Origin of the sequence: Sphingomonas sp. FUKUSWIS1, from assembly GCF_000733135.1 — a bacterium.
GTDB lineage: Bacteria > Pseudomonadota > Alphaproteobacteria > Sphingomonadales > Sphingomonadaceae > Sphingomonas > Sphingomonas aerolata.
Genome location: NZ_JPJC01000232.1, coordinates 721 through 17,903, shown reverse-complemented (window position 1 = coordinate 17,903; position 17,183 = coordinate 721). Strand labels below are relative to the sequence as shown.

Here is a 17,183-nt window from a genome sequence, read left to right as displayed (position 1 = left end):
TTGCGCGGCGAACGGATCGCGCTGCTCGGCCAGCCGCGCGACGGGCCGCTCGCGCACCGTGTCGCCGCGCTCGGCGCGCGGGTGATGACCTCGGTCGGCGCGACCACGACGATCCTGCTCGTCGCCGGCCCCGATCCGCAGGCGCGCGCGCTGCGCACGCATCCCGCCCGGCTGAAGGCGGAGGCCTATCGCCGTGACGGTGGCGCGATCCGCATCCTGGGCGAGGCCGACCTAGACGCGCTGCTCCACCGGGTCTGACGTCGGGACGTGCCGGGGATCGGGTAAAGCTTCCGACTTCGCATGCGGCTGTTTGCCCGGCTCGTCCGTTGGGGGCGCGAACATCAGGAGTTTGACGATGAAGGCCATGACGCTGCGATCGCCCGCGGGGCTCGACACGCTGCAGAGCGAAGACCGTGCGGATCCGGGCGTGCCGGGCGCGGGAATGATCCGTGTCGCGCTGCACGGCAGTTCGCTCAACTACCATGATCTGGGCGTCGTCACCGGCCGGATGCCGACCGAGGACGGGCGCATCCCGCTGTCCGACGGCGCAGGCGTGGTCGAGAGCATCGGCGACGGGGTGACCGAATTCGCGGTCGGCGATCAGGTCGTGTCGTGCTTCTTCCCCGACTGGCAGACCGGCACGCCGACGATCGGCGATTTCTCGCGGACGCCCGGCGACGGCATCGACGGCTTCGCACAGGCGCATGTCGTCCTGCCCGCGACCGCCTTCACGCACACGCCCAAGGGCTATGACGCGGTCGAGGCGGCGACGATCACCACCGCCGGGCTGACCGCGTGGCGCGCGCTCGTCGTCGACGGCAAGCTGAAGGCGGGCGACACCGTGCTGCTGCTCGGCACCGGCGGCGTCTCGATCTGGGCGTTGCAGATCGCCAAGGCGATGGGCGCGCGGGTCGCGATCACCTCGTCATCGGATGAGAAGCTCGACCGTGCGCGCGCGCTCGGTGCCGATTTCACGCTCAACTATCGCGACGAGTCCGATTGGGGACGCAAGGTCGTCGACTGGACCGGCGGGCGCGGCGTCGACCATGTCGTCGAGGTCGGCGGCCCGGGCACGCTGGCGCAGTCGATCACTGCGGTCCGTGTCGGCGGGCACATCTCGCTGATCGGCGTGCTGACGGGTAACAGCGGCGAGGTCCCGACCGCCGCGCTGATGGGCAAGCAGGCGCGGCTCCAGGGCCTGATCGTCGGCAGCCGTCAGGAACAGCAGGACTTCGTCCGCGCGATCGACGCGACCGGGATCAAGCCGGTGGTCGACCGCCGCTTCCCGCTCGACCAGCTTGCCGAGGCGTTCGCGCTTCAGCAGAGCGGCGCGCATTTCGGCAAGATCGGCATCGAATGGTAAGCGCAGCGACCGGGTGATCACCCCCGGCGCGGCGGGATCGGTGCCGCGCCGGTCAGCCGCGGCGGGCGGTAGTCGAGCGCGGCGTGGTCCGCGCTCGGATACCGGACCTTGGACGGCCGCCCCTCCCCGCGCATCCGCCGATCCGCCTCGTCCCAGCCGGGCAGGTTCGCGGTCTTGGTAGTCCAGTGGGCGATGCTGGCCTCGTCACACCAGTGCATCAGCTTCGGCATCGCCTTCAGATGCGAGCCGTCGGTAATATAGCGCTTCATGTCCGCGGCATCGCGCCAAACCGTCATCGTCCAGAAGGTCAGTGCACGGTCGCGCAGGATGGCCCCGGCGAGATACCCCTCCGCGCGGCGCACCTGCGCGCTGGTCTTCAGCGCATCGAGCGCAAACAGCGGCACGAACCGCAGCGTGCGCAACCGAAGCCGGGTGATGCTGATAAAGGCCATGCGCGACACCTACGCCTGCCCGCATTGCCCAGCAACTGCACGATCGGCCCTGCACGGCGGAGCGATGCGCGTGCTGGTTCGTTCGACCCGCATATCCCCCCTAAACTCCACGCAGGACACGAGATTATGAGCGATCCCCGCAGCAGCGCCCCCACGTCCTTTCCGAACGAACCGCAGCAGCCGAGCCCCGGTCTCGAGGTCCAGATGCGCAACAAGCCCGATCATGGCGAGGACAGCTATGTCGGCAAGGGGCTGCTGAAAGACCGCGTCGCGCTGATCACCGGCGGCGATTCGGGGATCGGTCGCGCGGTCGCGATCGCCTATGCCCGCGAAGGCGCCGACGTCGCGATCTCCTACCTCGCCGAGGAACAGGCCGATGCCGACGAGACCAAGGCCTGGGTCGAGAAGGCCGGCCGCCGCTGCATCCAGCTGCCCGGCGACATTCGCGACCGCGATCACTGCGCGGCACTGGTCGAGCGCACCGTGGCCGATCTCGGCAAGCTCGACATCCTCGTCAACAACGCCGCCGCGCAGACGACCAACGAAGGGCTCGACGGGATCGACGACGACGAGATGCAGGATGCGTTCTCCGCCAATGTCTTCGCGATGATCCGCCTCGCCAAGGCCGCGGTGCCGCACATGAAGCCGGGCGCCGCGATCGTGAATTCGACCAGCGTGCAGGCGAAGATCGCGACCGAGAACATGATCGTCTATTCGACCACCAAGGGCGCGATCGCGAGCCTGACGATCGGGCTGTCGAACCTGCTCGCCCCCAAGGGCATCCGCGTGAACTGCGTCGCGCCCGGCCCCGTCTGGACGCCGATCCAGCCGATCGCCAAGGGCGGCGACGAGCTCGAGACGCTCGGCCAGAACACGCCGCTTGGCCGCGCGGGCCAGCCGGGCGAGCTCGCCCCGGCCTATGTCCTGCTCGCCTCCGACGAGGGCAGCTACATGTCGGGCGCGCTGCTGCCGGTGACAGGCGGCATGCCGATGCTGTGAGCGCCCGCCCCGCGCTCCACTTTGTCGGGTTTCGCGGCGACGAATACAGCGTCGCGCTGCGCATCTTCGGCCCGCCGGATTTCATCCATATCGGATGGGACCGGTGGGCCCGGCAGGAAGTGATGCCGGGCGACATCGCCGTCTTCGCGCGCGGCACCTCCGACGACGAACCCTCATTCTACAGCGTCCCCGATCTCCGCGAGGGCTGACGCTGCTCCCCCAATTTCTCCAGAACAAAGATCCTTCCATGTCAGACCCCAGCGTCACGACCGACTATTCCGCACGCGATGCGCGGATCGCGATCAACACCTTCACGACGGTGCTGCGCCGACCGCAGGTCCCGCACGAGGTGTTCGCGACCTATTGGCGCGACGTCCACGGACCGCTCTGCTCGCGCATTCCCGGGCTCGGCTGGTACGTCCAGATGCATCTCGATCGCGCGCAGGATGCGCATCTCTGGCCGGCGATCGACGGGATCGCGCCGTTCGACGACTATGTGCTCGATGGCGGGGTCGAGATCGGCTTTGCCAGCGCCGCGGATCAAGAGATTTTCAACGCCGCCTGCCCGATCCTGTTCGCCGACGAACAGAACATGTTCGCCGCGACCGTCGCCTATGCGCTGCCGCAGGGGTCGCGGACGCTGGTCGACCGGATCGCCAACCCGGTGCCCAATGGCGGGGAGAGCATCGACCGGCTGCACGTCCATTTCGGGATCGGCGACACCGATGCCGCCGGGTTTGCGGACTTCATGACGCAGTTCGCCGAGACGCTCGCCGCCGACCCCGCGGTGCTGAAGCTGCGGCTGCATCTGCCCGAGCGCTACGACAATGCGGACCCCGCGCCGCCCGCGCCCGACGTCGCGCACACCGTGCCGCCCGAGCGTGAACAGGTCGCGATCCTCGAATTCGCTTTCGAGACACCGATGACCCGCCGCCGCTTCTTCGCCTCGGACCGCTTCACCGCCACGATCGACGGACAGAAGGCACATATCGGCCATGTCGCGGCGTTCGCGGTCAGCGGCGTCTACACCTATGTCCGTGACGGCGAACTGACCGTCGCGGGCCTCCGCGGCAGCCGTCCCGCGCAGCTGATCGAGCGGCTGGGCGCCGCCAACCAGGTACAGGACGACGTCCGCAAGCTGCTGCTGACCGGGGCGCTCTGACCCCGTTCAATCAATGCGCCAGAAAGACGGGGATCGGGCTGCTGGTCAGCATGGTCCGCGTCACCCCGCCGAACAGCGCTTCGGTAAAGCGCAGATGCCCGAACCCGCCCATCACGACATAGCCGTACTGCCCGCTCGCGGCGGCGGCGAGCAGCTGTTTGGGCGCGCCGCCGGGCTGGACTTCGATCCGGCGGATGACGGGGTGGATGTCGTAGCGCGACAGATAGGTGGCGGCGTCCTCGATCGGCGACGCCATCGCCCCGTCGTCGACCGAGAACAGCGTGACCTGGTCCGCGAGCCTGAGCATCGGCACCGCCGCGCGCAGCGCCGCCGCGGCGCAGGGCGACCCGTCCCACGCGACCAGTGCGGTCGCCAGATCGATCCCCCGGGACTCGCCCGGCACCGCAAGCACCGGCTTGCCCGACTTGACGATCAGCTCGCTCGCGGTGCGGCGCATGTCGATCACCGACGGGTTGTCGAGCCGGCGGTTGAGGACGATGACGTCGGCGAGCGCCGCGGCACGGACGATGCACGCCGCCGCCTCCCCGGTCGCATCGACCCAGTCCCACGCGACATCCTCGCGCGCGAACCGAGCCTCGAGCGTCACCTTGTTGGCACGCTCGCGCGTCGTTTCGTCCGCCAGCACCGCCGCCATCGCATAGCCGGCCTCGCTATAGTCGTTGCCCAGGATCGGCGGGATATAGGTCACGTCGAGACAGGTGATATGCCCCGTCAGCGCACGCCCGAGATCGAGCGCGGCCTGGAGCCGGGCCTCCTGGCCCTCGTCGTCATGCGCCAGCACCAGAATGTTTTTCATCGGACGCCTTTCGGGTTGGATACAGCCCCGGTGCTAGGCCGTCCGGCGGGCGCGCGTTATTGCGGTTTATACGGATCCGCCCCGGGTTGCGGGGTCGCAGGCCGCTCGGTGAATTCGCGCTCGACGATCGTGATGCGCGCGACCATCGCGACGAAGAAGGCGGTCGACCAGCCGAGCAGGATCACGCCATTGGCGCCCTCGATCGCGCCGACGATCCGCCACGATTCCCCGAGCAGCACGTCGCCATACCCGATCGTCGCATAGGTCGAGGTCGAGAAATACAGCGCGGTGCCGAAATCGGCGAGCGCGCCCGTCCCGCTGTACAGCAGCGCATAGGCCCAGATCTCGATCCCGTGGACGACGAACAGCGCGGTCGCGGCGCCGACGATGCCGATCACGTCATGCCAGCGCCGCCGCACCCCGGTCCTGCGCCCCTGCCGCCGGATCACCAGCAACAGCCCGGCCAGCCCGGCAAGGTGGACCAGGATGGTGGCCAGCACCATGCCCGTCGCCACCGCGAGCTGGACGAAGAGGTTCATCGGCCGAGCCTAGGGCGGCTACCCGCGCTTTCCCATGCGGGTATCTACCTAGAGCGGCCCCGGTGCAGGCGGGATGAACACTGTACGCCGATGGCCGCGCGGCGTAGAACCGGACGACCGGGGAGACAGCAGATGACGGCACGACGCGATGGCGCACGGCGCTACAATTTGGGCGCGATCGCGTTCCACTGGATCATCGCAGCGCTGGTCTTCATCCAGCTCTATGTCGGCTGGACCTTTGCCGACATGCCGCGCGGCGACCTGCGCACCGGCTGGTTCGACTGGCACAAGACGCTCGGCTTCACGATCCTCCTGCTCAGCATCGCCCGGCTGATCTGGCGGATCGCCAATCCGCCGCCGCCCTTCCCCGCTGCACTCCAGACCTGGGAACGCGTGCTCGCCCGCGCCAACCACGCGCTGTTCTACGTCATCCTGATCGGCCTGCCCGCGACCGGGTGGATGTATCTGTCGACGGGCAAGCCCGCGCTGACCAGCAGCACCACCTCGCTGATCGGCGGCTTGAGCTGGCCGTTCATCCCCGGCCTGCCGCGCGGCGCGCATGAGGGGTTCGAAGAGGCGCACGGCCTGCTCGTCTGGCTGACCTGCGCGCTGCTCGTCCTGCATGTCGGCGCCGCGCTGAAGCATCAGTTCGTCGACCGTATCGGCAACCGGATGCTGCCGTCGGGCGCGCGGGGCGACGGCTGACCGCCGCCCCGCCGCCTCAGCGACGCGGCATCCGCGCCGCGGTCGCCTCGATCTCGACGAGGTAATTGGGGCCTGCGAGTGCTGCGACCTGCACCGTCGACCGCGCGACCGTATGGGGGTTGTCCGCGCTCCCGAAGAACTGCTTGAAGCCGTCGTTCATGCCGGCAAAGTCCATCTTGCCGTCGCCGCGCTTCGGATCCGCGGTAACGAACACCGTCAGCTTGTAGACATCGGCCATCGTGTAGCCATGCTCGGCCAGGATCGCCTTGATCTTCGTGAAAATGCTGACCGTCTGCGTCCTGGTGTCGCCGAACGACTCGACGCCGGTGACCGGTTTCGACGGATCGATCGGCGCGGCGAGCTGCCCCGACAGCACCAGCGTCTCCGCGCCCGCGGGGATGGTCACGCTCTGCAGGATCAGCGACGGTCCCGGCCCGGGATTGGCGTGGCGGACGATCTGCGCGGTTGCCGGCGTCGCGAGCATCGCCGCCGTTGCTAGGCCCAGACCGGCACGGGTCAGTCTGCGCGAGACGCGGTTCACGATCGGTCGCACTGGCATGGTCGTCTCTCCCAAATATTCGGTGGTCCCGCGCGTCAGGACGCGTCGGGTGTGTGAAGGGCTTTGGTCATCGGCACGAACGGGACCGCGATCCCGTCCGCGTCGACGGTGATCCCGGGCTCCGCGACGAAGCCGTGGCTTTCGTAAAAGGGGACCCCCGACAGCGTCGCCATCAGCGCGAGCTTGTCGAAGCCCGCCGCGCGCGCCGCCGCCTCGCTCGCCGCCATGATCGCCGATCCCACCCCGCGCCGCGCAAAGCCGGGGGCGGTAAACATCGCACGGATCCGCGCCGCATCCTGCCCCGGTACCAGCAGCGCGGCGGACCGGTCGGCATAGCGATCGCCGCCGAACAGCGTGGCGAAGCGGCTCCACCCCCCGCACCCCGCCAGCGCGCCGTCGATCTCCGCGACCAGATAGCTGCTGTCGTCGACCAAATCGGTGTCGACCCCGAAGATCGTCCGGATCGCACTCGCCAGCGCATCGGGAGCGTAGAAGCCCTGCCCCAACGTCGCCGCCGACGTCGCGATCAGCTGCTCCAGCGCGGGGACATCCTCGCGCCGTGCCGCCCGGATCGTCACCCCGCCCGTCGTCGCCGTGCTCATCACCATGCCGATCACGCCGCCACCCGGTCCGGCCGCGCACCCAGATCGGCACGCTGAAGCCCCGCGATCGCGGCGATCGCATGATGCGCGGACTGGACCGCGCCTTCCTGCCATCCCGGCGTCTGGCTCAGCGCGGCGCTGGCAAAGACGGTGCGGCCCGCGGGCTGGCACAACAGACGATAGCCTTCGGTATCGATATCACCCTCCTGATGCCCCGCCATCCCGACGAACCAGTTCGGCCATGGCCCCAGGCTGTACGGAATCTTGTTCCAGTTGACCGCGACGCCATTGACCAGATCCTTGCCGTGCCCCGGGTGCAGCCGCTCGACCGCCGCGCGCGCGCGCTCGACCTGGTCGGCGATCGGCAGCTTCGCAAAGCCTTCCGCCCGCTCCCCCGAGGTATAGCAGGCCAGCAGCATCCCGCGCGGACTGAACAACCCCGCACTCGGATACCAGATCAGCGACGTCTCGCCACCGACGAACGAGATGCCGCCATAGATCTGGTCCTGTTCCCAGAAGCGCGGCGAATCGAACGCGACCTTGTTCGAATGGTCGTACACCACGCCCGCAATCGCCTGCGCGACGGGTTTCGCAAAGTCGCAATCGACCTTGGCGAGCACAGGAAAGGGGATGGTGCAGACCGCGAAATCGGCGCGCGCGATCCGGCCCGCGCCCGTCTTCGTATCGCGCCAGGCGATCTCGACGCCATCGGGGCGGTTGCGGATCCGTGTCACGTCCGCGCCGCGCACCACCTTGCGGGCCAGCGCGCGCTCGAACCCCGCGGGGATCCGGTCCATCCCGCCGACCGGCTGGAACATCGTCGCCTGCATGTAGACATTGTCCTCGAACAGCATCGCCGGCAGCTGTTCGTTGGCGAGCAGCCGGTCGAGCGGCATCGGCGCGGGCGGTCGCGCGAAGACGCCGACGCCCGCATCGGGAAACGCCTGGAATCCCGATCGCAACGTCCCCGCGAAATGCCCCGTCGCGTCGAGATCGCCATAGGTCTTGAGAAACGGCAGCAGCGCCTGCTTGTCCGCCGCGCTGAGACTCTGGTCGAGCGCGCCCTGGTTGACCGCCTTCATCAGCAGTTCGGCGACATGCCCGCGCGTGTCGTTGATCGCGGTGCGCATCCGCACCTTGTCGCCCTTCTGCCCCATCAGGAAGGCGCTGCGGCTCGAATTGATCTCGACCTCGAGCGGAACGCCGAGCTTGCCGCAATAGCCGAGGATGCGGTGGTGGAAGCTCGGCAGCCGCGCCGGCCCGGCGTTGAAATAGGCGCCGTCGGAGAAGCGCGCGACCTGGTCCGCCTCGCCGTCCATCACGATCCGGTCACCGTCGCGGACCGTCCAGTTGCGCCCGCCGACCCGGTCGCGCGCCTCGAGCACGGTGACGTCGAACCCCGCCTGCTGCAGTTCATAGGCGGCGACCAGCCCGGCGATCCCCGCCCCCAGCACGATCACCGACCGCCCCTTGCCAAAGCCGGCGGGCAGATCGGGCATCGGCGCCGCCGCCGCGACATTGCCCGCGATCCCGAGCGCCTCCATCGCGCCGAAGGTCGCGGCCGCGCCGCCCGCCATGCCGATATGCTGTAGGATCGATCGCCGCGTGATCATCTGTGAGTCCGCCCCGTTTGCGCGGCCTCGACCGCGCGTCCCCTGGAAAGTCGCTCACCTTCGCGTCGTCCGTCCTGTTGGCTCGGATCCGCGGCACACTCCCCCGGCGACCGGCGCGTTGCCCGCACCAGCTCGTTATCGTTCGTCCCTGCGTTTTGTTATGACCCCATGACACCCCAATTGAATCGATCGCGCAAGCAGTTTTTGTCCTGTTTCGCGCGCATCCCGGTGCTATTGTTACGCGCAAGGAGATTGCGGTATTCCAATCCATCGCTCCGCCGCCGCGCGGTGCCGGTCCGTCCATCATGCACGGCGCAGGCCGGGGCAATCGGCAGAACCCGCGGCAACCCGCACCCGCCATCCCGCGTTAAGCCCGCGCACATGATCAAGGTCGCCAGCTATAATATCCACAAGGGCATCGGTCTCGACCGCCGCCGGAACCCCGAACGCGTGGTCGAGGTGCTGCGCGAGATCGACGCCGACGTCATCGCGCTGCAGGAGGCGGATCGGCGGTTCGGCACACGCGCCTGCGTGCTGCCCTATCACCTGCTCGAGGAGCATAGCGACTGGAAGCCGATCCCCGTCAGCCTCAGCGCGCTGAGCATGGGGTGGCACGGCAATGTCGTGCTGGTGCGCAAGTCCGCGGTGATCGTCGACAGCGAGGCGATCCACCTGCCCTCGCTCGAGCCGCGCGGCGCGGTGATGGCGGACGTGCGGACCACGGGCGGGATGATCCGCGTCGTCGGCATGCATCTCGACCTGTCGGGGCTGTGGCGACGGCGTCAGGCGGCGGCGGTGCTCGCGCATGTCGACGCCTGCGCGACCCGCCACCCGACCGTGCTGATGGGCGACCTCAACGAATGGAGCGCGGGCTCGGGCTGTCTGCGCGACTTCGGCCGAGACTTCGCGTTCGCCGATACCGGCGCGAGCTTCCATTCGCGCCGCGCGATCGCCCGGCTCGACCGGATCATGGCGTCGCGCGACCTGCGCATCGCTAGCTGCGGCGTGCACAGCAGCGCCGCCGCGCGCAAGGCGTCGGATCATCTGCCGATCTGGGCGACGCTGGAACCCGCATGACGCGGACCGTTCCCGTCAGCTCTTATCGCTGCCCGGTCGGGGGCTGAGCAGGTGCGCGAGAAGGAACTGCGCCTCGCCCTGGTCTGCTATGGCGGGATCAGCCTGGCCGTCTACATGCACGGCATCACCAAGGAGATCTGGCATCTCGTCCGCGCCAGCCACGGCCATCATGCCGGTGGTGACCGCGGGACCGGCAGCCAGGCGGTCTACCGCGACCTGCTCGACGAGATCGAGGCGCAGGGTGCGCTCAAGGTCCGCGTGCTCGCCGACATCATCGCCGGCGCCAGCGCGGGCGGGATCAACGGCATCTTCCTCGCCCAGGCGATCGCGACCGGGCAGAGCCTCGATCCGCTCACCGATCTCTGGCTGAGCTCGGCCGATGTCGAGGCGCTGATCGATCCCCATGCCGCGCCGCATTCGCGCTTCTCGAAGGCCTGGGCCCTGCCGCTCGCCTGGATGGCGGCGGGGCGCAGCGCGGACAAGGTCCAGACGCTCGACGACACGACGCGCGAGGAGGTGAAGGCCAAGCTGTCGCATTTCGTCCGCTCGCGCTGGTTCGAGCCCCCGTTCGGCGGCGCGACCTTTACCGGGCTGCTGCTCGACGCGTTCGACGCGATGGCCGCCAGCGAACGCGGGCCGCGGCTGTTGCCGCCGGGCCAGCCGCTCGACCTGTTCGTGACGGTCACCGATTTCACCGGCCATCCCGAACGGCTCAAACTCAATTCGCCGCCCGAGGTGGTCGAGACCGAGCACCGCGTCGTCGTCGACTTTTCCGATCATGGCGCGCCGACCGACAGCCTGGCGGGCATCCCCGAACTCGCCTTCGCCGCACGCGCGACGTCGAGCTTTCCGGGTGCGTTCCCGCCGTTCATGGTCGCCGAGCTCGACGGCGTGCTCGCCGATCGCAAGACGGCTTGGGCGTCGCGCGATGCCTTCCTCAAGCGCATCCTGCCCCGCCAGTCGGCGACCAACGGCGCGGATCAGGTCGTGCTGATCGACGGATCGGTGCTCGCCAACGCGCCGTTCCGCCCCGCGATCGACGCGCTGAAGGAACGCCCCGCGCGCCGCCAGATCGACCGCCGCTTCGTCTATATCGATCCGTCGCCGGGAATGAAGTTCCGCCTCCCGCCACAGAACGGCACGCCGGGCTTCTTCCAGACGATCATCGGCGCGATCAGCGAATTGCCCCGCCAGCAGCCGATCCGCGACAATCTCGACGCGATCGCCGCGCGCTCGGCGCAGATCGACCGGATGCGCGCGATCATCGATGCGATCCGCCCCGATGTCGAGGCGGAGGTCGAGCAGCTGTTCGGGCATACGCTGTTCCTCAACAGCCCGACCGCGGCGCGGCTCGCCAACTGGCGCGCGCGTGCGCAAAAGGCGGCGGCGGCCAGCGCGGGCTATGGCTATGCCGCCTATGGCCATCTGAAGGTCGCGGGCGTGGTCGAGACGCTGACTTCGCTGCTGTTCCACGCCGGCGGCGAACCCGGGCCGCAGCGCTGGGACCGGATCCGCGCGGCGATCGCGACCGCGGTGACGGCGAGCGGCGCCGAGGAGATCGGCGCGGCGCATGGCGGCGGCGCGAGCCCCGCGACGATCGCGTTCCTGCGACGCTTCGATCTCGGCTTCCGGATCCGCCGATTGCGCCTGATGGCGCGCCGCCTGACGGTGCTCGAAGCCGAGGTCGAGGAGGTCGCACTCGCCCCGATCCGCGACGCGATCTACGCGTCGCTGTCGGACTATCTCGAATGCCAGCGGACCGATGCGCATGCCGCGCTGCGCCGCGAGGTCCGAACGCTGCGCGACGACGCGATGCCGCTGCTCGACGCGCTGGCCGCCTCGCTCGACCTCAACCGCCGCGACGCCGAGACTGATGTGCGGCTCGCGGAGGCGTTCGTCGCGCTCGACCGGCCGGTGCGCCGCTCGATGCTGCTCGCCTATCTCGGCTTCCCCTATTTCGACACCGCGACGCTGCCGCTGCTGCAGGGTGAAGGACTCGACGAATTCGACCCGATCAAGGTCGACCGGATCGCCCCCGACGACGCGGTCGCGATTCGCTCGGGCGGGGCGGAGGCGACGCTGAAAGGGATCCAGTTCAACAGCTTCGGCGCGTTCTTCAGCCGTGCCTACCGCGAGAACGACTATCTCTGGGGCCGGCTGCACGGTGCCGAACGGATGATCGACATCACCGTCTCGACGCTGCCCCCGTCGGTGCGGATGAAGCCCGGCCGTGTCGCCGCGATCAAGCGCGCCGCGTTCCTCGCCATCCTCGACGAGGAGGAGGAACGGCTGACCGCTGTGCCCGGCCTGTTCGCGGATCTGCGCCGCGAGATCGGCTGAAACGCACCGTCGGCGACCGCCAGCCCGGTCCGGAACAGGGTTAAGTTGGCGCAAGGCTGGCCAAAAGCGGACGGCGGCTTTACCCCCGGGCGGATGCAAGGGGATAAGTCATGCAGTTCCTGAAGATCCTGTTCTGGTGCCTGCTGGCGTTCATCGCCGCAGTCTTCACCATCGCCAACTGGGCGACCGTGCCGATCCGGCTCTGGGGCGGCCTGATCGCCGACGTGAATCTGCCGATGCTGTTGCTGGTCACGTTCCTGATCGGGTTCCTGCCGACCTTGCTCTACAATCTCGCGATGCGCTGGCGCCTGCGTCAGCGGCTCGCGACCGCGGAGCGGACGATCCTCGACCTGCGCGCCGCGCATGCCGTGCCGCCGGTGGGCTACCCTACCCCGTCCTATCCGACTCCGTCCTACCCTGAGGAACCGGCAGTCGCGTCCGCCATCCCGCCCGCCGCCGCGCCGACCGCGGTCCCGCCGGGAGTCGCATGATGAGCAGCCCGATCTATGTCGCGATCGACACCCCCGATCTGGCCCGCGCCAAGGCGATCGCCGGTCGCGTCCGCCACCATGTCGGCGGGATCAAGCTCGGCCTCGAATTCTTCTGCGCGCACGGCCAGCCCGGCGTGCATGCGATGGCCGAGTTCGAGCTGCCGATCTTCCTCGATCTCAAGCTGCACGACATTCCCAATACCGTCGCCAAGGCGGTGCAGGCGCTCGGCGGGCTCGCCCCCGCGATCCTGACCGTCCATGCCAGCGGCGGTCGCGCGATGCTCGAGGATGCGAAGGCCGCCGCGCCAGTCGGGACCAAGGTCATTGCGGTGACGATGCTCACCAGCCTCGATGCGTCCGATCTCACCGCCACCGGGATCACCGGCAGCGCGCATGACCATGTCGCACGGCTGACAGAACTGGCGCGCGACTCCGGGGTCGACGGCATCGTCTGCTCGGGCGCCGAAGTCGCCGCGGCCAAGGCGATCTGGCCCAAGGGGTTCTTCGTCGTGCCCGGTGTCCGCCTTCCCGACGGCCATGTCGGCGACCAGAAGCGCGTCGTCACCCCGCGCGCGGCGCTCGACGCCGGCGCCTCGATCCTCGTGGTCGGTCGCCCGATCACCCAGGCCGAAGACCCCGACACCGCCGCCCGCGCGATCGCCGCGACGCTCTGACCCCGCCGTCCACGGTCATCCCGACGATCTACCCCCGTCATCCTGACAGAGAATGTGGGAATTCACAGGCCGCCGGGATCTAAGGAACACCATGACTACCGCCAAGATCTGCGGCCTCTCGACCCCCGCGACGCTCGACGCCGCGATCCGGCACGGGGCGAGCCATGTCGGCTTCGTCTTCTTCCCCGCCTCGCCGCGCCACGTGACCTTCGACAAGGCCGCCGAACTCGCCGCGCGCGTGCCGGGCCATGTCGCCAAGGTCGGCGTGTTCGTCGATCCCGAGGACGAGATGCTCGAACAGGCGATCGCATCCGCGGCGCTCGACGTGCTGCAGCTCCACAAGGTCACGCCCGCACGCGCCGCCGCGATCCGCGCGCGGTTCGGGATCGAGCTATGGGTCGCCGTCGCAGTGCGCACGCGCGGCGATCTCGACGGCGCGCACGCGTTCGTCGGTGTCGCGGATCGCATCCTCTACGACGCCAAGACGCCCGATTCGGCCGCGCTGCCCGGCGGGATGGGGCTGCGCTTCGACTGGGACCTGCTCGACGGGTTCCGGCATCCGCTGCGCTGGGCGCTGTCGGGCGGGCTCGACCCGGCGAATGTCGCCGAGGCGATCCGGCGCACCGGCGCAGAGCTGGTCGACGTGTCGTCAGGGGTGGAGAGCGACCCCGGCACGAAGGACGACGCCAGGATCGCGGCATTTCTGAAGGCGGTTGCTGCGTTCTAGCACCACCCCGGCGAAGGCCGGGGCCCAGTTGGGGACGGTACATTGCCAGGTCCTGCCCGTCACCACGACCTTCCCGACTGGGCCCCGGCCTTCGCCGGGGTGGTGCGTATCGGAAACGCTAGGGGTGACAGCGTTTTCCGAAATGCTAAAGCGCTCCGCATGAACGCTCCCAATTCCTACCGCGCGCAGCCCGACGAACGTGGCCATTTCGGCGATTTCGGCGGCCGTTACGTCGCCGAGACGCTGATGCCGCTCGTCCTCGAACTCGACGAGGCGTATCGCGCCGCCAAGGCCGACCCTGCGTTCAAGGCGCAGTTCGACGACCTGCTCGAACATTATGTCGGCCGCCCGAGCCCGCTCTATTACGCCGAACGCCTTACAGAGGCGCTGCGTGAATCCGCAGAACCTGGCATGGGTGCGCAGATCTGGTTCAAGCGCGACGAACTCAACCACACCGGCGCGCACAAGATCAACAACTGCATCGGCCAGATCCTGCTCGCGATCCGGATGGGCAAGACACGGATCATCGCCGAGACCGGCGCGGGCCAGCACGGCGTCGCGACCGCGACCGTCTGCGCGCGCTTCGGCCTGCCCTGCGTGATCTACATGGGCGCCAAGGACGTCGAGCGTCAGGCGCCCAACGTGTTCCGCATGAAGCTGCTGGGTGCGGAAGTCCGTCCCGTGACCAGCGGCGCGCACACGCTGAAGGACGCGATGAACGAGGGGATGCGCGACTGGGTCGCGAACGTCCACGACACCTTCTACATCATCGGCACCGCGGCGGGCCCGCACCCCTATCCCGAGATGGTCCGCGATTTCCAGAGCGTGATCGGCACCGAGGCGCGCGCGCAGATGCTCGACCGCGTCGGCCGCCTGCCCGACCTGCTCGTCGCCGCGATCGGTGGCGGATCGAACGCGATCGGGCTGTTCCACCCGTTCCTCGACGATGCCGATGTCGCGATGCTCGGCGTCGAGGCGGCGGGCCATGGGCTCGACAAGCAGCATGCAGCGAGTCTTGCGGGCGGCTTCCCCGGCGTGCTCCACGGCAACAAGACCTATCTGCTGCAGGACGAGGACGGCCAGATCACCGAGGCGCATTCGATCTCGGCGGGGCTCGACTATCCGGGCATCGGCCCCGAGCATGCCTGGCTGCGCGACATCGGCCGCGTCGACTATGACAGCGCGACCGATCAGGAGGCGCTCGACGCGTTCCAGCTGCTCTGCCGGACCGAGGGCATCATCCCCGCGCTCGAACCATCGCATGCCATCGCCACAGTGACCAAGAAGGCGCGCACGATGCGGCAGGACCAGATCATCCTCGCCAATCTGTGCGGCCGCGGCGACAAGGACATCTTCACGGTGGCCGAAGCGCTCGGGGTGGCGATTTGAGCCGCCTCGCCGCCACCTTCGCGCGCACCGCGGCCGAGAACCGCGCCGCGCTCGTCGCGTTCGTCACCGCGGGCGATCCCTCGACCGCCGCGACGCCGGCGATCCTCGACGCGCTCGTCGCGGGCGGCGCCGATGCGATCGAGCTCGGCATGCCGTTTACCGACCCGATGGCCGATGGCCCCGCGATCCAGGCCGCCAACATCCGCAGCCTCGCGCAGGGGACGCGCACCGCGGACATCCTCGCGATCGCCACCGCCTTCCGCGCGCGCCATCCCGAGACGCCGCTGGTGCTGATGGGATACGGCAACCCGATGCTGCGGCGCGGCGCGGACTGGTTCGCGCAGGCCGCGGCTGCCGCGGGCGTCGACGGCGTGATCTGCGTCGATGTGCCGCCCGAGGAAGACGATGCGCTTGGGCCCCAGCTGCGCGCCGCCGGGATCGACCTGATCCGCCTCGCCACCCCGACCACCGACGCGGCCCGGCTGCCGACCGTGCTCGATGGCGCGAGCGGGTTCCTCTATTACGTCTCGGTCGCGGGCATCACCGGGCTGCAACAGGCGCAGCAATCCTCGATCGAGGACGCGGTCGCGCGGCTGAAATCGCAGACCGACATCCCGGTCGCGGTCGGCTTCGGCATCCGCACCCCCGAGCAGGCGGCGAACGTCGCGCGCGTCGCCGACGGCGTCGTGGTCGGCTCGGCGATCGTCGAGCTGGTCGCGCAGCACGGCACCGCTGCGGCCGAGCCCGTCCGCGCCTATATCACGTCTCTCGCCGATGCCGTCGCGTCCGCAAGAAAGGAAATTCGCATGGAGATCGGCGCATGAGCTGGCTCAACAGCGTCCGCAACGTCCTGCCGTTCGTCGCCAAGCGCGAGACGCCCGAAAATCTCTGGCACAAGTGCAAGGGCTGCGGGCAGATGGTCTTCACCAAGGAGCTGGAGGAAAATCTCCACGTCTGCCCGAAATGCGACCATCACGACCGCATCGGGCCGAAGATCCGTTTCGCACAGCTGTTCGACGAAGGCAGCTGCAGCGAGCTGCCCGCGCCGCCGGTGCCCGAGGATCCGCTCAAGTTCCGCGACCAGAAGCGCTACACCGATCGCCTCAAGGCGGCACGCACCGACAACAGCGAGCGTGACGCGCTCGTCAATGCCCGCGGCGCGATCGACGGCCACCGCGTCGTCGTCGGCGTGCAGGATTTCGGCTTCATGGGCGGATCGATGGGCCTCGCGGTCGGCGAAGCGTTCGTCCGCGGCGTCGAGGCAGCGATCGAGGATCGCGTGCCCTATGTGATCTTCACCGCCAGCGGCGGCGCACGCATGCAGGAGGGTATCCTCAGCCTGATGCAGATGCCGCGCAGCACCGTCGCGATCCAGATGCTCCACGACGCCGGCCTGCCCTATATCGTCGTGCTGACCGATCCGACATCGGGCGGCGTGATGGCAGCCTATGCGATGCTCGGCGACGTCCAGATCGCCGAACCCAAGGCGACGCTCGCCTTCACCGGCCGCCGCGTGATCGAGAGCACGATCCGCGAGAAGCTGCCCGAGGATTTCCAGACGTCGGAATATTATCTCGAACACGGGATGATCGACATGGTCGTCCACCGGAAAGACCTGCGCGAACAGCTCGGCACCGTCATCGGCTATCTGAGCGCCCGCGAAGCGGCGTAACC

General features: G+C 68.9%; 19 protein-coding genes and 1 pseudogene. 14 read left to right on the top strand and 6 right to left on the bottom strand.

Going from position 1 to position 17,183, the window contains the following annotated elements; genetic code table 11:
- A pseudogene (locus sphsw_RS19905) lies at window positions 1-258 on the top strand (3'-5' exonuclease); the annotation flags it as partial.
- Window positions 259-355: 97 nt separating this feature from the next.
- On the top strand, window positions 356-1,363 hold the full coding sequence (locus sphsw_RS14500; RefSeq protein WP_031441240.1) for a zinc-dependent alcohol dehydrogenase family protein: 1,008 nt from the start codon (window positions 356-358) through the stop codon (window positions 1,361-1,363).
- Window positions 1,364-1,380: 17 nt separating this feature from the next.
- Here the strand turns inward: sphsw_RS14500 and sphsw_RS14495 are convergent, their stop codons facing one another.
- On the bottom strand, window positions 1,381-1,815 hold the full coding sequence (locus tag sphsw_RS14495) for a DUF3291 domain-containing protein (protein WP_042467394.1): 435 nt from the start codon (window positions 1,813-1,815) through the stop codon (window positions 1,381-1,383).
- 126 nt (window positions 1,816-1,941) lie between these two features.
- Between sphsw_RS14495 and sphsw_RS14490 the strand changes: the two genes are divergently transcribed.
- The 3 genes from sphsw_RS14490 to sphsw_RS14480 are packed head-to-tail and all read left to right on the top strand — an operon-like array spanning window position 1,942 to window position 3,976.
- Entirely contained in the window at window positions 1,942-2,814 is an 873-nt protein-coding gene (locus sphsw_RS14490; protein ID WP_031441238.1) for an SDR family oxidoreductase, read from the top strand.
- A complete protein-coding gene (locus tag sphsw_RS14485; RefSeq protein WP_031441237.1) occupies window positions 2,811-3,023 on the top strand; it encodes a hypothetical protein in 213 nt (70 codons plus the stop codon). The genes sphsw_RS14490 and sphsw_RS14485 overlap by 4 nt, the downstream gene beginning before the upstream one ends.
- A 38-nt stretch (window positions 3,024-3,061) precedes the next feature.
- Entirely contained in the window at window positions 3,062-3,976 is a 915-nt protein-coding gene (locus sphsw_RS14480) for a hypothetical protein (RefSeq protein WP_031441236.1), read from the top strand.
- A 10-nt stretch (window positions 3,977-3,986) separates the two neighbouring features.
- On the opposite strand, the gene sphsw_RS14475 is transcribed toward sphsw_RS14480, so the two are convergent.
- Window positions 3,987-4,793, bottom strand: a complete 807-nt coding sequence (locus tag sphsw_RS14475) for a universal stress protein (RefSeq protein ID WP_031441235.1) — start codon at window positions 4,791-4,793, stop codon at window positions 3,987-3,989.
- Between the two features lie 56 nt (window positions 4,794-4,849).
- Entirely contained in the window at window positions 4,850-5,332 is a 483-nt protein-coding gene (locus tag sphsw_RS14470; RefSeq protein WP_042467392.1) for a potassium channel family protein, read from the bottom strand.
- A 132-nt stretch (window positions 5,333-5,464) separates the two neighbouring features.
- Between sphsw_RS14470 and sphsw_RS14465 the strand changes: the two genes are divergently transcribed.
- Entirely contained in the window at window positions 5,465-6,037 is a 573-nt protein-coding gene (locus sphsw_RS14465; protein ID WP_042467391.1) for a cytochrome b, read from the top strand.
- 16 nt (window positions 6,038-6,053) lie between these two features.
- On the opposite strand, the gene sphsw_RS14460 is transcribed toward sphsw_RS14465, so the two are convergent.
- Genes sphsw_RS14460 through sphsw_RS14450 form a run of 3 tightly spaced genes read right to left on the bottom strand, consistent with a single transcriptional unit; the run spans window position 6,054 to window position 8,811 of the window.
- Window positions 6,054-6,596, bottom strand: a complete 543-nt coding sequence (locus sphsw_RS14460) for a RidA family protein (protein ID WP_042467390.1) — start codon at window positions 6,594-6,596, stop codon at window positions 6,054-6,056.
- A 35-nt stretch (window positions 6,597-6,631) separates the two neighbouring features.
- On the bottom strand, window positions 6,632-7,198 hold the full coding sequence (locus sphsw_RS14455; RefSeq protein ID WP_031441231.1) for a GNAT family N-acetyltransferase: 567 nt from the start codon (window positions 7,196-7,198) through the stop codon (window positions 6,632-6,634).
- 11 nt (window positions 7,199-7,209) lie between these two features.
- Window positions 7,210-8,811 (bottom strand): flavin monoamine oxidase family protein, encoded by a 1,602-nt coding sequence (locus sphsw_RS14450; protein ID WP_042467389.1) that lies wholly within the window; start codon window positions 8,809-8,811, stop codon window positions 7,210-7,212.
- Window positions 8,812-9,192: 381 nt separating this feature from the next.
- On the opposite strand from sphsw_RS14450, the gene sphsw_RS14445 reads away from it, so the two are divergent.
- The 8 genes from sphsw_RS14445 to accD all read left to right on the top strand — a co-directional run bounded on the left by sphsw_RS14445 (window position 9,193) and on the right by accD (window position 17,181).
- Complete coding sequence (locus sphsw_RS14445) at window positions 9,193-9,888, top strand: endonuclease/exonuclease/phosphatase family protein (protein WP_031441229.1); 696 nt, start codon at window positions 9,193-9,195, stop codon at window positions 9,886-9,888.
- Between the two features lie 51 nt (window positions 9,889-9,939).
- Window positions 9,940-12,228 (top strand): patatin-like protein, encoded by a 2,289-nt coding sequence (locus sphsw_RS14440; protein WP_031441228.1) that lies wholly within the window; start codon window positions 9,940-9,942, stop codon window positions 12,226-12,228.
- Between the two features lie 110 nt (window positions 12,229-12,338).
- A complete protein-coding gene (locus sphsw_RS14435) occupies window positions 12,339-12,719 on the top strand; it encodes a LapA family protein (protein WP_042467388.1) in 381 nt (126 codons plus the stop codon).
- Window positions 12,719-13,393 (top strand): orotidine-5'-phosphate decarboxylase, encoded by a 675-nt coding sequence (gene pyrF, locus sphsw_RS14430; protein ID WP_031441226.1) that lies wholly within the window; start codon window positions 12,719-12,721, stop codon window positions 13,391-13,393. The genes sphsw_RS14435 and pyrF overlap by 1 nt, the downstream gene beginning before the upstream one ends.
- Before the next feature lie 91 nt (window positions 13,394-13,484).
- Window positions 13,485-14,120: a phosphoribosylanthranilate isomerase gene (locus sphsw_RS14425; RefSeq protein WP_031441225.1), complete on the top strand. Its 636-nt coding sequence runs from the start codon at window positions 13,485-13,487 to the stop codon at window positions 14,118-14,120.
- Window positions 14,121-14,279: 159 nt separating this feature from the next.
- Window positions 14,280-15,509 carry a tryptophan synthase subunit beta gene (trpB, locus tag sphsw_RS14420; RefSeq protein WP_031441224.1) on the top strand — a complete coding sequence of 410 codons (1,230 nt, stop codon included), beginning with the start codon at window positions 14,280-14,282 and terminating at the stop codon, window positions 15,507-15,509.
- Window positions 15,506-16,333, top strand: a complete 828-nt coding sequence (trpA, locus tag sphsw_RS14415; RefSeq protein WP_031441223.1) for a tryptophan synthase subunit alpha — start codon at window positions 15,506-15,508, stop codon at window positions 16,331-16,333. Before trpB ends, trpA begins: the two co-directional genes overlap by 4 nt.
- On the top strand, window positions 16,330-17,181 hold the full coding sequence (accD, locus tag sphsw_RS14410) for an acetyl-CoA carboxylase, carboxyltransferase subunit beta (protein ID WP_031395022.1): 852 nt from the start codon (window positions 16,330-16,332) through the stop codon (window positions 17,179-17,181). Before trpA ends, accD begins: the two co-directional genes overlap by 4 nt.
- Window positions 17,182-17,183 lie beyond the last annotated feature (2 nt).